This is a genomic window from Serratia symbiotica (Periphyllus acericola) (assembly GCF_964019515.1).
Taxonomy (GTDB): Bacteria; Pseudomonadota; Gammaproteobacteria; order Enterobacterales; family Enterobacteriaceae; genus Serratia; species Serratia symbiotica_D.
Genome location: NZ_OZ026452.1, coordinates 515,367 through 528,739, shown reverse-complemented (window position 1 = coordinate 528,739; position 13,373 = coordinate 515,367). Strand labels below are relative to the sequence as shown.

The following is a 13,373-nucleotide window of genomic DNA, read 5'->3' as shown; positions in this document are numbered from 1 at the left end:
GGATTAAAAAAGCAGTCAAGTTTCCTATTTTCTCAGACTCTGCATTCGGCGCATGGAAGAACATGGTGCCGTGGTCATATTTGCTGCCATTGGCGTAAGTGTCAGTGTGGGCGTCAAAATGTACCAACGCCAGCTTTCCGACATGCTTAGCGTGAGCGCTCAGCAACGGCAGCGTGACGAAATGATCGCCGCCGAAAGAAAGCATGTGCTTGCCGGACATCAGCAGTTTTTCTGCGTGTGCTTGTAATTTGTCGCTCATATCCTGAGCGTCACCGAAGTTGAACACGATATCGCCACAGTCAACCACATTCAGACAATCACGCAGATCGAAATGCCACGGCCAGCGGTTACCTTACCGGGCAAGGTTGGTGGAGACCTGACGGATCGCCACTGGGCCATGGCGACCACCGGTACGGCCAGAAATAGCCATGTCAAATGAAATACCGGTGATGACCCACTCTGCATTACAGTCGTAAGGCATGAAATTCAGCGGAAAGCACAAGAAACCAAAGGCGTTGGACACTAAAGAATTATCGAACTCATAACCTAAGGTGCTCAAGGTGCTCATAGTAAACCCTCAATTTTAGCAAGCAGTTACAAAATCCTCACACTTCGTTAGCCAGACGGAAAGAGATTTATACCCGCAATAATTGGCGTTGACATGATGGAAAACATCAGGCTGTGTCCATCAGGAAGTTCATAATCTTTGTCGGCGGGTTTTACTGTTTGTACTGCGACGGTAGAAAGCATGTGGTGTGTTGCGGTCATCGTCCACTCCTTGGTTGTCGTTAAAAGCTAAACGACGGGAATGGTGTAATAACCCGTATCCGCAACCCTTTCTCAGCCACAAAACCAAAATAGCCTACTAAATTTCTCTTTCCAGCGCCGCGTAGGCTATTTTTCGCCGGATACTCCTCTATTCCGGGATGTATCATAGAGACAAAAAAAAGCCGTATGCCTATGACAGCACTACGGTTTTCATTCATCCATATGATGTGTAGGAACATCCCGGAATAGGTAAGGCGGAACGGACGGGACTCAAACCCGCGACCCCCCTGCTTGACAGGCAAGTATTCTGGCTAACTAAACTGCCGCTCTGCCGATTCTTTTCGTTTCGTTGCATATCGTGATGCAAGCAAAATCGACTTGGCCTATTTTGCTTGCATAATTGGTGATACTGATAACGTTTATTTGGTGCCTAGCAGTGTCCTACTCTCGCATGGGGAGGCCCCACACTACCATCGGCGCTACGGCGTTTCACTGCTGAGTTTGGTATGGAGTCAGCTGGGACCACCGCGCTATCGCCACCATGCACATTTTTTTACCGAATTACTATCTATCTTAAATAAAGTGGTGCTGATACCCAGAGTCGAACTGGGGACCTCACCCTTACCAAGGGTGCGCTCTACCAACTGAGCCATATCAGCACACTACACTCTACCTTATTTGATGCTTGGCAGTGTCCTACTCTCACATGGGGAGGCCCCACACTACCATCGGCGCTACGGCGTTTCACTGCTGAGTTCGGCATGGTATTCAGGTGGGGCCACCGCGCTATCGCCGCCAGGCAAAGTCTGTTTTATTCTCGGCCGTTACTGACGTAACCACCAGAACCAATCTCGGAACTTGCTGAAAATAACCTACCCCTGCCTCTAACACACCTTCGGTGTTGTAAGGTTAAGCCTCACGGCTCATTAGTACTGGTTAGCTCAAAGCATCGCTGCTCTTACACACCCAGCCTATCCACGTCTTCGTCTTAAACGTGCCTTCAGGGACCTCTCAGACCCAGGGAAGACTCATCTCGAGGCCAGTTTCGCGCTTAGATGCTTTCAGCGCTTATCTGTTCCGCACTTAGCTACCGGGCAATGCCATTGGCATAACAACCCGAACACCAGCGGTGCGTTCACTCCGGTCCTCTCGTACTAGGAGCAAACCCTCTCAATCTTCCAACGCCCACGGCAGATAGGGACCGAACTGTCTCACGACGTTCTAAACCCAGCTCGCGTACCACTTTAAATGGCGAACAGCCATACCCTTGGGACCTACTTCAGCCCCAGGATGTGATGAGCCGACATCGAGGTGCCAAACACCGCCGTCGATATGAACTCTTGGGCGGTATCAGCCTGTTATCCCCGGAGTACCTTTTATCCGTTGAGCGATGGCCCTTCCATTCAGAACCACCGGATCACTAAGACCTACTTTCGTACCTGCTCGAGCCGTCACTCTCGCAGTCAAGCCAGCTTATGCCTTTGCACTAACCTCACGATGTCCGACCGTGATTAGCTGACCTTCGTGCTCCTCCGTTACTCTTTGGGAGGAGACCGCCCCAGTCAAACTACCCACCAGACACTGTCCTCACCCCGGGTCACGGGGCAAAGTTAGAACATCAAACATTAAAGGGTGGTATTTCAAGGGTGGCTCCTCGCAGACTGGCGTCTACGATTCACTGCCTCCCACCTATCCTACACATCAAGGCTTCATGTTCAGTGTCAAGCTATAGTAAAGGTTCACGGGGTCTTTCCGTCTTGCCGCGGGTACACTGCATCTTCACAGCGAGTTCAATTTCACTGAGTCTCGGGTGGAGACAGCCTGGCCATCATTACGCCATTCGTGCAGGTCGGAACTTACCCGACAAGGAATTTCGCTACCTTAGGACCGTTATAGTTACGGCCGCCGTTTACTGGGGCTTCGTTCAAGAGCTTCGCCTTGCGGCTAACCCCATCAATTAACCTTCCAGCACCGGGCAGGCGTCACACCGTATACGTCTACTTTCGTGTTGGCACAGTGCTGTGTTTTTATTAAACAGTTGCAGCCAGCTGGTCTCTGCGACTGGCTTCAGCTCCCTCCGATACGGAATTCACCTACATGCCAGCGTGCCTTCTCCCGAAGTTACGGCACTATTTTGCCTAGTTCCTTCACCCGAGTTCTCTCAAGCGCCTTGGTATTCTCTACCTGACCACCTGTGTCGGTTTGGGGTACGATTAAAAGTGACCTGATGCTTAGAGGCTTTTCCTGGAAGCAGGGCATCAACAGCTTCTGCACCGAGGTGCATCGTCATCGCGCCTCAGGTTTTATGGCATTCTGGATTTACCCAGAACTCCCCCTACACGCTTAAACCGGGACAACCGTCGCCCGGCCTGCCTAGCCTTCTCCGTCCCCCCTTCGCAGTCACTCTCAGTACAGGAATATTAACCTGTTACCCATCGACTACGCTTTTCAGCCTCGCCTTAGGGGTCGACTCACCCTGCCCTGATTAACGTTGGACAGGAACCCTTGGTCTTCCGGCGAGCGGGTTTTTCACCCGCTTTATCGTTACTTATGTCAGCATTCGCACTTCTGATACCTCCAGCACCCCTTACAGGACACCTTCAACGGCTTACAGAACGCTCCCCTACCCAACAGCGCATCAGCGCCACTGCCGCAGCTTCGGTGCATGGTTTAGCCCCGTTACATCTTCCGCGCAGGCCGACTCGACCAGTGAGCTACTACGCTTTCTTTCAATGATGGCTGCTTCTAAGCCAACATCCTGGCTGTCTGGGCCTTCCCACATCGTTTCCCACTTAACCATGACTTTGGGACCTTAGCTGGCGGTCTGGGTTGTTTCCCTCTTCACGACGGACGTTAGCACCCGCCGTGTGTCTCCCATGATAACATGCTTCGGTATTCGCAGTTTGCATCGGGTTGGTAAGCCGGGATGGCCCCCTAGCCGAAACAGTGCTCTACCCCCGAAGATGAATTCATGAGGCGCTACCTAAATAGCTTTCGGGGAGAACCAGCTATCTCCCGGTTTGATTGGCCTTTCACCCCCAGCCACAGGTCATCCGCTAATTTTTCAACATTAGTCGGTTCGGTCCTCCAGGTGGTGTTACCCAACCTTCAACCTGCCCATGGCTAGATCACCGGGTTTCGGGTCTATACCTTGCAACTTTTCGCCCAGTTAAGACTCGGTTTCCCTACGGCTCCCCTATGCGGTTAACCTTGCTACAAAATATAAGTCGCTGACCCATTATACAAAAGGTACGCAGTCACACCTTAACGGTGCTCCTACTGCTTGTACGTACACGGTTTCAGGTTCTCTTTCACTCCCCTCACTGGGGTTCTTTTCGCCTTTCCCTCACGGTACTGGTTCACTATCGGTCAGTCAGGAGTATTTAGCCTTGGAGGATGGTCCCCCCATATTCAGACAGGATGTCACGTGTCCCGCCCTACTTATCGAACTCACAGCCAGTGCATTTTAGTGTACGGGGCTATCACCCTTTACTGCGCGACTTTCCAGCTGCTTCCACTAACACACCCACTGATTCAGGTTCTGGGCTGGCCCCCGTTCGCTCGCCGCTACTGGGGGGATCTCGGTTGATTTCTTTTCCTCGGGGTACTTAGATGTTTCAGTTCCCCCGGTTCGCCTCGTCAAGCTATGTATTCACTTAACGATAGTGTGACGTATCACACTGGGTTTCCCCATTCGGGTATCGCCGACTATAACGGTTTATATCACCTTACCGACGCTTTTCGCAGATTAGCACGCCCTTCATCGCCTCTGACTGCCTAGGCATCCACCGTGTACGCTTAGTCACTTAACCTTACAACCCGAAGGTGTCTCACTTCGCATTGCAAACAGGTGAGTATCACTATGACAACTTGACCCTTACCCCAATACATCTATGCAGGGGATAAGTTTCAGCCGTCATTTTTCAATTTTCAGCTTGTTCCAGATTGTTAAAGAGCAAAGTACTTCAGAGCATACTGTTGCCAGTACGCTCTGAAGTAGTGAAGCACCACACTCGGACTTTATGGTGGAGCTAAGCGGGATCGAACCGCTGACCTCCTGCGTGCAAGGCAGGCGCTCTCCCAGCTGAGCTATAGCCCCGTACAGTAACTTGTAGAGACTTTTGAGATCAAAGCTTCTTTTTTTCTAGGCAAGGTATGGTGTTGCGACGCATATTTAAATATGTGAGCGCTACCATGACGCAGCATAGAAGAGAAGTGGTAGGCCTGAGTGGACTTGAACCACCGACCTCACCCTTATCAGGGGTGCGCTCTAACCACCTGAGCTACAAGCCTATTAAGGTATTTCTGCTCGCTACTTTCATCAGACAATCTGTGTGAGCACGCCACACAAGTCAATATCTTTCGGTAAGGAGGTGATCCAACCGCAGGTTCCCCTACGGTTACCTTGTTACGACTTCACCCCAGTTATGAATCACAAAGTGGTAAGCGCCCTCCCGAAGGTTAAGCTACCTACTTCTTTTGCAACCCACTCCCATGGTGTGACGGGCGGTGTGTACAAGGCCCGGGAACGTATTCACCGCAGCATTCTGATCTACGATTACTAGCGATTCCGACTTCATGGAGTCGAGTTGCAGACTCCAATCCGGACTACGACGTACTTTGTGAGGTCCGCTTGCTCTCGCGAGGTCGCTTCTCTTTGTATACGCCATTGTAGCACGTGTGTAGCCCTACTCGTAAGGGCCATGATGACTTGACGTCATCCCCGCCTTCCTCCGGTTTATCACCGGCAGTCTCCTTTGAGTTCCCGACTTTAATCGCTGGCAACAAAGGATAAGGGTTGCGCTCGTTGCGGGACTTAACCCAACATTTCACAACACGAGCTGACGACAGCCATGCAGCACCTGTCTCAGAGCTCCCGAAGGCGCCCCTCCATCTCTGGAGAGTTCTCTGGATGTCAAGAGTAGGTAAGGTTCTTCGCGTTGCATCGAATTAAACCACATGCTCCACCGCTTGTGCGGGCCCCCGTCAATTCATTTGAGTTTTAACCTTGCGGCCGTACTCCCCAGGCGGTCGATTTAACGCGTTAGCTACGGAAGTTACCCCTCCAGGGCGCAACCTCCAAATCGACATCGTTTACGGCGTGGACTACCAGGGTATCTAATCCTGTTTGCTCCCCACGCTTTCGCACCTGAGCGTCAGTCTTTGTCCAGGGGGCCGCTTTCGCCACCGGTATTCCTCCAGATATCTACGCATTTCACCGCTACACCTGGAATTCTACCCCCCTCTACAAGACTCTAGCTTGCCAGTCTCAAATGCCGTTCCCACGTTGAGCGCGGGGATTTCACATCTGACTTAACAAACCGCCTGCGTGCGCTTTACGCCCAGTAATTCCGATTAACGCTTGCACCCTCCGTATTACCGCGGCTGCTGGCACGGAGTTAGCCGGTGCTTCTTCTGCGAGTAACGTCAATGCAATGTCTTATTAACACATTACCCTTCCTCCTCGCTGAAAGTGCTTTACAACCCGAAGGCCTTCTTCACACACGCGGCATGGCTGCATCAGGCTTGCGCCCATTGTGCAATATTCCCCACTGCTGCCTCCCGTAGGAGTCTGGACCGTGTCTCAGTTCCAGTGTGGCTGGTCATCCTCTCAGACCAGCTAGGGATCGTCGCCTAGGTGAGCCATTACCCCACCTAACAGCTAATCCCATCTGGGCACATCTGATGGCGTGAGGCCCGAAGGTCCCCCACTTTGGTCTTGCGACATTATGCGGTATTAGCTACCGTTTCCACTAGTTATCCCCCACCATCAGGCAGTTTCCCAAACATTACTCACCCGTCCGCCGCTCGTCACCCAGAGAGCAAGCTCTCTTGTGCTACCGCTCGACTTGCATGTGTTAGGCCTGCCGCCAGCGTTTAATCTGAGCCATGATCAAACTCTTCAATTGAAAGCTTGATATGCTTCAACGTGTGAAGCGCTGCTCAAAGATTTACTGCATGAATTTTACTTCAGTTAGTCACTCTTCAAGACTTGATATTTTTTCGTCCCAGAAAGGAAGGACGGGATATTGTCTTGTGGAGTGCCCACACAGATTGTCTGATAAATTGTTAAAGAGCGGTGGGTCAGCCGCAGCACAGCGGCAAGCTTGGGGTGGCGTACACTACGCTTTCCCTCTGAAGAGTCAAGCCATTATTTTGGCTTTTCCCTTGCTGATCCGGCGGCGTAGCTGCCGAAATACCGGGTCAGTGGGGGCGCATTATAGGGCGTTCTCGGCAGGCCGCAACAGGTATTTTTTAAAATTTTATCAACCGTTTAATGTTTAACCAAAAACCCGCTAAAGCGGCAGTGCCTCCAATTTTTTGAAACCATATCTATGTAAAATGGGCAATAAAGCATCAGTATTTTCATCTAGTGCCATGCAATACGCCAGATTGTCTTCTTGAGTTGATAATAAATTTTCCTGCGTCGAAATAAGCCAGGCAGTTCGACGGGCAATAGCGGCACTGGAATCCACCAGCTGGGTACCTTCAGGCAGTATAAGTGTCAGTTCTTCTGCTAATAATGGGAAATGGGTACAACCCAGCACTACGGTATCGGGCGGCTCGCTCATCTTCAGCCACCGATGCAGGATCTTCTTCAACGTTACCAGCGGTACGGTTTCACCATGCAGCTTAGCTTCCGCCAATTCCACCAATTCAGAAGAACCCAGCAGTTCGATTTTGCAGTCAGTAGCGAAGCGGGCGATCAATTCGTGGGTATAACTGCGTTGAACAGTGCCTAGCGTGGCCAGCAAGCCAACGATACCGTTGGCTGTAAGACAGGCGGCGGGTTTGATGGCAGGTACAACACCCACAACCGGGAAACTGAAGCGTTCGCGCAATGCCGATAGGGAAATGGTACTAGCGGTATTACAGGCGATAATCACCATGAAAATAGGATGGCGTTGTTGCACTGCGCTGGTAATCTCCAGCACACGTTCAACAATAAACTCTTCAGATTTCTCGCCATAAGGGAAAGCCACATTATCAAAGGTGTATATATAGTGGAGCTCAGGCAGCAGTTTCCGAACCTCCTGATACACCGACAACCCGCCAACGCCAGAGTCAAATACCAGCACAGTCGGGCGGGGAGTTGCGGTACTGTTAGCAAGTATCGCTTCCTGTGAGGTAGTATTTCTTGCCTGGCGTAACGTAGCCATAAGCCGTCTCATGATTTTTATCAAACAGGTTAGCAATTCTACCACGAACTGGCTTTATTGAATAAATCGAACTTTTGGCCGGCACGAGGATCAGATCACTCTCCTTCTGTCAAAATAGCGACATTCCGTGGCCCAGCAAAAGTTCAATATCACCAACTGTAAGGCTTACAACAACGCCCTTATCACTCGGGGTTCACTCACTTTCTGGGTGGATGAAACTGCACTTCACGCTTGGTACTATCCGCCAGACGTACCGTAAAATCAAAGTCGCCTCTGCGGATGGAGCTTAGGATACGCGAGTGAGTCATGATGAGTTAAGGGGCAAGAAGCTCAAGGCGTTAATACCGCCCAGAAGCGGAGCCCGTTATTGGTCGGCAGACTATGCAGAGCGAAATCAAGCGGTGGCGAACCAGCGCCTTACCGGAGACAACACACGGTAGAAAAGTATGACAGGCTACCACTGATGTTCGATAGCGGCAACAGCGAGGTACAGAGTAAAACAGCTATTTGGTGGTCACCTGTCGTTGCGAGATTATGATGCGCAAATTGCAGAGGCGATGGCCATGATCTGTGCATTAAACAAGATGACGCTCGCCGGTATGCCAGAAAGTGTACGCCTTGGCTGAAAAATGCCCATTCAGGGGACTCTTTATTCCCAATCCGATTTATTCAACAAAGCCCCACGAACTATCAGATGAGATGTGACCAGATATCAAATTGCGACATCCTATAGAGGCTAACGCCGCCGAGTTCTCAATCGTGATGATTGACGCCGGAAGTTGGTGCCAGCACGGAAGCAACCTGCCCGGGGCGATGACTCCGCACAGTCTCATACAGAATAAACGGAACAAAACTGGACTTCATTGGTTGATTCCCTACAATCCCCGCTGATCAACTTTGCTCGACGAGAAGAAAATCATGGCGCCCGATAATTTGCCGATTGAACGTTACAATGATCAACTGGCCGAGAAAACCACCCGGCTAAAGACATTGCTGGCACCGTTCACAGCACCCGAACCAGAGGTATTCCACTCACCAGTGAACCATTACCGCATGCGCGCCGAATTCCGTATCTGGCATGATGCAGGTGAGATATACCACATCATGTTCGATCAGCACACTAAGCATCGCTTGCGCGTCGATCAGTTCCCAGCTGCCAGCAAGTTAATCAACCGCCTGATGGGCGCACTGATTGCTGCCATCAAGCCGAACCCGGTGCTGCGCCATAAGCTGTTCCAGATCGATTATCTGTCGACACAAAGCGGCAAAATCATCGCTTCTCTATTGTATCACCGCAAGCTGGACAAAGCCTGGCAGCGGAACGCCGAACAGCTGCGCGACGATCTGCGAGCTCAGGGTATTGACCTGCAACTGATTGGCCGTGCATCGAAGATGAAAATCATGCTAGATCAAGATGTTGTGGACGAAATTCTGCCGATCGCTGGCCGCGATATAATCTACCGCCAGGTGGAAAATAGCTTCACCCAGTCCAATGCGGCAATAAACGTGCAAATGCTGGAGTGGGCGTTGAAGGTGACCGCAGATTCAAAAGGGGATCTGCTGGAACTGTACTGCGGCAACGGTAACTTCTCGCTTGCGTTGGCACGCAACTTCGAACGGGTATTGGCTACAGAGATAGCCAAGCCTTCCGTTGCAGCGGCGCAGTACAACATCGCGGCTAACCACATTGAAAACGTGCAAATTATCCGTATGGCGGCGGAAGACTTTACGCAGGCGATGAATGGAGTGCGCGAGTTTAACCGGCTAAAGGGCATCGATCTGAGCGGCTACAACTGCGAGACGATTTTTGTCGATCCGCCGCGCAGCGGGCTGGATGACGATACAATAAAAATGGTACAAGCTTATCCACACATTTTGTATATCTCATGCAATCCGAAAACACTGTGCGCCAATCTAGCAACGTTGCAGGAAACACACCAGATCAGCCGCCTGGCGCTGTTCGACCAATTCCCGTATACCCACCATATGGAATGCGGCGTACTGCTGGAAATACGTAGCTAATATAACCAAGGCGCCAATGCGGCAGCCCTGATTTATCACTCTTGGGCATTTTCATTCAGTGCCTTGCGCACCTTAAGTTTGAACCCTATCAAAAACACCAGCGCCACGCAGAGGATAGAGGGCAAGAAATTGGAGCCAATTTGCGGGTGCTCCACACGCATGATGGCACTGTACAGCAGCAACCCCAGCAGGAAACCAGCGGCCAGCTTCGGCATGCCATTTAGCATGGCGCGATTCAGATAACGTTGATGCAGGTAGTAAACTGCCAGCAACAGTGCGATTATCGGGAAGACTGAAAACGGCACCACCGAGTTGAACAAGGCGGCGAACGAACCATTGATCGAAAAGCCGACAATCAACATTAGCAGTAAGGTGCCATTCTCACGGCCGGGTTTTTCCATCACTTTTACCTTTTTATTTACACGTGGAACACAGGAGCTTTTTCTTGCTCACGGCGATAACAGTAAATTAAGCACCTTTGTAAATCATCCGCAATTGCAGCACTAACCGTTCTTCCAATTGTCGCCGTTGTTCAAGATCAATATCCAGCGCTTCTGCGCCAGCACTGAACACTATAGTCACCATGGCTTCCGCCTGCGCTTCGGTAAAGCTGCGCGGCATGTGGTTTTCCAGCTCAAGATAATCCGCCAGTTCGGCGATAAAATGCTGGATCTCTCGCGCTACTGCCGCACGAAATGCAGAGGAGGTGCCAGAACGTTCACGCAGCAGCAAGCGGAATGCATTAGGATTGTCGCCGATAAACTCCATAAAGGTGGAGACGGAAGTACGGATCACGCTACCGCCCTTGGCGATACGCTGGCGCGCCTGGCGCATCAACTGACGCAACATCAGGCCACTCTCATCGACCATGGTCATTCCTAACTCATCCACATCACGGAAGTGGCGATAGAACGAGGTAGGCGCGATCCCCGCTTCGCGTGATACTTCCCGCAGGCTTAGGCTGGCAAAGCTACGTTCGGCGCTCAGTTGGCTGAATGCGGCTTCGATCAGAGATCGACGCGTCCGCTCTTTTTGTTGTGCTCTGACGCCCATATGCATATCCAGAGTAAGTTACATTCCATCAGTCTAACGCCTTAAACCCGGCAATAAAGCAAATTTTATTGCCGGGTTTAAGGCGTTAGACTGATGCGCTTAATCACAGTTACAGCCTAAACGGACTATGTTCTGCCCCAAAAAGCCTTATGGTGCTTGGGTCGTAGAACGCTATGATGTTAGGATATCGTTATAATTTTGTATAAAAATAGGGCTTTCCTGCATGCAACAACACTATCAATTTGATGCCATTGTAATTGGTTCTGGCCCTGGTGGTTAAGGTGCAGCTCTGGGGCTAGTGAAACAGGGCACCTGTGTGGCTGTTATCGAACACTACAATAACGTTGACGGTGGATGTACCCATTGGGGCACTATCCCATCCAAAGCCCTCCGCCACGCCGTCAGCCGCATTATCGAGTTCAACCATAACCCGCTTTACAACAACTCACGCACGCTCAGCGTGACATTCCCTGACATTATACCTACGCCAAGCCGATAACGTCATTAACCAGCATACCCTTATGCGCCAGGGCTTCTATGACCGCAATCAATGTAAGCTGTTCGCCGACGAGGCACGCTTTATCGATGCTAACACTGTCAGCGTCAGTTATATAGACGGCTCCCAAGACACCATCCGTGCCGATCATATCGTGCTCGCTCGCGGCTCGCGCCCTTACCATCCGGCGAACGTCAATTTTAACCACCTGCGCATTTACGACAGCGACTCGATCCTTCAGCTGCACCACGAACCGCGCCATGTGATTATTTACGGTGCCGGGGTCATCGGTTGCGAGTACGCTTCGATTTTCCGGGGCTTGAATGTCAAGGTGGATCTGATCAACACCCGTGATCGCCTGCTGGCGTTCCTCGATCAGGAAATGTCGGATTCGCTGTCTTATAACCTCTGGAACAATGGTGTCGTTATCCGCCACAACGAAGAGTTCGAGCAGATCTAAGGCACTGAAAACAGCGTGATTATTCACCTGAAATCAGGCAAGAAAGTGAAGGCATACTGCTTGCTGTATACCAACGGACGTACTGGAAATACCGACTAATTAGAGTTGGAAAACATCGGCTTGGAGCCTGACAGCCCCGGCCTGCTGAAAGTGAACATCATGTCCCAAACCACACTGCCGCATGTTTATGCGGTAGGTGATGTGATCGGCTACCCAAGTCTGGCATGAGCAGCCTACTATCAGGGTCGTATTGCCGCGCGGGCCATCACTGCCAGCGAAACCAAAGGACATTTGATCGAAGACATTTTAACCGGTATCTATACCATTCCGAAAATTAGCTCCGTCGGCAAAACAGAACAAGAACTAACGGCAATGAAGATGCCATACAAAGTGGGCCGTGCCCAGTTTAAACATCTGGCACGCGTACAAATCGCGGGGATGAACGTTGGCTGCCTGAAGATCCTGTTCCATCGTGACACCCTGGAAATCCTGGGGATCCACTGCTTTGGCGAACGTGCGGCAGAGATCATCGGCATCGACCAGGCGATCATGGAACAGAAAGGTGAATGCAATACTCTCGAATATTTCGTTAATACTACCTTCAACTATCCAACCATGGCCGAAGCCTACCGAGTTGCCGCGCTCAACGGCTTAAACCGCCTAGTTTTGACCCGTTGCTGATGTAGTTCTGCATGTGTTCGCGGATCGCCTCAACCAATTGTTCATAACGGCTGCGCAACTGGTAACCTGGGCGGTACACCAAGGCAAATGGTGCGCTTCGGTTCAGGTTTGTAGCAGTCCAGATAGCAGATACCATCACGCTCCCGCTGCGGCGGCACGGCCAGCAAAGGCAGCAATGTGATGCCTCTGCAAGCAGCTACCATATTGCGCAGCGTTTCCAGGCTGGTGGCGCGACAGTGGGTATCCTCATCCGCACCTGCCTGAAAACAAAAGCCCATTGCCTGATCGCGTATACAGTGGCCATCTTCTAACATCAGTAATTTCTCTCCCGCCAAATCTGGCATCGCCACACGCTCACGCTGCGACCAGGGGTGGTCAGAATATATCGCCAGCTTCATCGGTTCATCAAACAGCGGTACTTCGATAAAGGCTTCCGTTTCCTTCACCTGCACCAGAATGGCACAGTCCAGCTTGCCGCTATCGAGTTGAGACAGCAGCAACTGAGTTTTTACTTCGTGCAGATACATTTCCAGCTTGCGAAAAGTGTTATGTAACATTGGGATGATTTGCGGCAGCAGATAAGGCCCCACGGTCGGGATCAGGCCGATATGCAGCGGCCCAGACACAGCTTCGCCTTGCTGGCTGGCCATCTCTTTCAAGACTTTGACTTCACGTAGCACGGTACGCGCCTATTCCACTAGCAAAAAGCCTGCTTCGTTAAGCAGCGACGGAG

General features: G+C 51.3%; 5 protein-coding genes, 4 tRNA genes, 4 rRNA genes and 5 pseudogenes. 4 read left to right on the top strand and 14 right to left on the bottom strand.

The window, feature by feature from the left end; translation table 11 throughout:
- Positions 1–46: 46 nt before the first annotated feature.
- From AACL06_RS03020 to murI, 11 genes and pseudogenes are all read right to left on the bottom strand, one after another.
- Positions 47–559 (bottom strand): annotated as a pseudogene (locus AACL06_RS03020) (arginase family protein); the annotation flags it as partial.
- A 56-nt stretch (positions 560–615) separates the two neighbouring features.
- Positions 616–768, bottom strand: coding sequence for a hypothetical protein (locus AACL06_RS03015; RefSeq protein WP_339037800.1), 153 nt, complete (start codon positions 766–768; stop codon positions 616–618).
- Between the two features lie 255 nt (positions 769–1,023).
- Positions 1,024–1,097: transfer RNA gene (locus AACL06_RS03010), tRNA-Asp, on the bottom strand.
- A gap of 99 nt (positions 1,098–1,196) precedes the next feature.
- A 5S ribosomal RNA gene (gene rrf, locus AACL06_RS03005) occupies positions 1,197–1,312 on the bottom strand.
- A 39-nt stretch (positions 1,313–1,351) separates the two neighbouring features.
- Positions 1,352–1,427, bottom strand: a tRNA-Thr gene (locus tag AACL06_RS03000).
- A 24-nt stretch (positions 1,428–1,451) separates the two neighbouring features.
- Positions 1,452–1,568, bottom strand: a 5S ribosomal RNA gene (rrf, locus tag AACL06_RS02995).
- A gap of 105 nt (positions 1,569–1,673) precedes the next feature.
- Positions 1,674–4,580: ribosomal RNA gene (locus AACL06_RS02990) — 23S ribosomal RNA — on the bottom strand.
- Between the two features lie 211 nt (positions 4,581–4,791).
- Positions 4,792–4,867: transfer RNA gene (locus AACL06_RS02985), tRNA-Ala, on the bottom strand.
- Positions 4,868–4,984: 117 nt separating this feature from the next.
- Positions 4,985–5,061, bottom strand: a tRNA-Ile gene (locus AACL06_RS02980).
- Between the two features lie 73 nt (positions 5,062–5,134).
- Positions 5,135–6,677, bottom strand: a 16S ribosomal RNA gene (locus tag AACL06_RS02975).
- Together the 16S, 23S and 5S rRNA genes with 4 tRNA genes alongside form the textbook arrangement of a ribosomal RNA operon.
- A 387-nt stretch (positions 6,678–7,064) precedes the next feature.
- On the bottom strand, positions 7,065–7,883 hold the full coding sequence (gene murI, locus AACL06_RS02970) for a glutamate racemase (RefSeq protein ID WP_425336935.1): 819 nt from the start codon (positions 7,881–7,883) through the stop codon (positions 7,065–7,067).
- A 172-nt stretch (positions 7,884–8,055) separates the two neighbouring features.
- Between murI and AACL06_RS02965 the strand changes: the two genes are divergently transcribed.
- The 3 genes and pseudogenes from AACL06_RS02965 (at position 8,056) to trmA (ending at position 9,950) form a co-directional block, all read left to right on the top strand.
- Positions 8,056–8,187, top strand: coding sequence for a hypothetical protein (locus tag AACL06_RS02965; protein WP_339037796.1), 132 nt, complete (start codon positions 8,056–8,058; stop codon positions 8,185–8,187).
- Positions 8,126–8,554 (top strand): annotated as a pseudogene (locus AACL06_RS02960) (IS5/IS1182 family transposase); the annotation flags it as partial. The gene AACL06_RS02965 and the pseudogene AACL06_RS02960, both read left to right, overlap by 62 nt.
- Positions 8,555–8,846: 292 nt before the next feature.
- The gene (trmA, locus tag AACL06_RS02955; RefSeq protein WP_339037794.1) at positions 8,847–9,950 is read left to right on the top strand and encodes a tRNA (uridine(54)-C5)-methyltransferase TrmA; all 1,104 of its coding nucleotides are present in this window, start codon (positions 8,847–8,849) and stop codon (positions 9,948–9,950) included.
- 35 nt (positions 9,951–9,985) lie between these two features.
- Here trmA and AACL06_RS02950 read toward each other — a convergent pair whose 3' ends face one another.
- The gene (locus tag AACL06_RS02950) at positions 9,986–10,351 is read right to left on the bottom strand and encodes a YijD family membrane protein (RefSeq protein WP_339037792.1); all 366 of its coding nucleotides are present in this window, start codon (positions 10,349–10,351) and stop codon (positions 9,986–9,988) included.
- Between the two features lie 17 nt (positions 10,352–10,368).
- Positions 10,369–11,003: pseudogene (gene fabR / locus AACL06_RS02945) on the bottom strand (HTH-type transcriptional repressor FabR).
- A 223-nt stretch (positions 11,004–11,226) separates the two neighbouring features.
- On the opposite strand from fabR, the pseudogene sthA reads away from it, so the two are divergent.
- Positions 11,227–12,640, top strand: a pseudogene (gene sthA, locus AACL06_RS02940) (Si-specific NAD(P)(+) transhydrogenase).
- Here the strand turns inward: sthA and oxyR are convergent.
- Positions 12,603–13,365, bottom strand: a pseudogene (oxyR, locus tag AACL06_RS02935) (DNA-binding transcriptional regulator OxyR); the annotation flags it as partial. The pseudogenes sthA and oxyR overlap by 38 nt on opposite strands.
- Positions 13,366–13,373: the final 8 nt, after the last annotated feature.

Excerpts from the sequence above, each read along its gene's own strand:
- AACL06_RS03015 (WP_339037800.1), bottom strand. The coding sequence starts at position 768 with ATGACCGCAACACACCACATGCTTTCTACCGTCGCAGTACAAACAGTA.
- trmA (WP_339037794.1), top strand. The coding sequence starts at position 8,847 with ATGGCGCCCGATAATTTGCCGATTGAACGTTACAATGATCAACTGGCC.
- AACL06_RS02950 (WP_339037792.1), bottom strand. The coding sequence starts at position 10,351 with ATGGAAAAACCCGGCCGTGAGAATGGCACCTTACTGCTAATGTTGATT.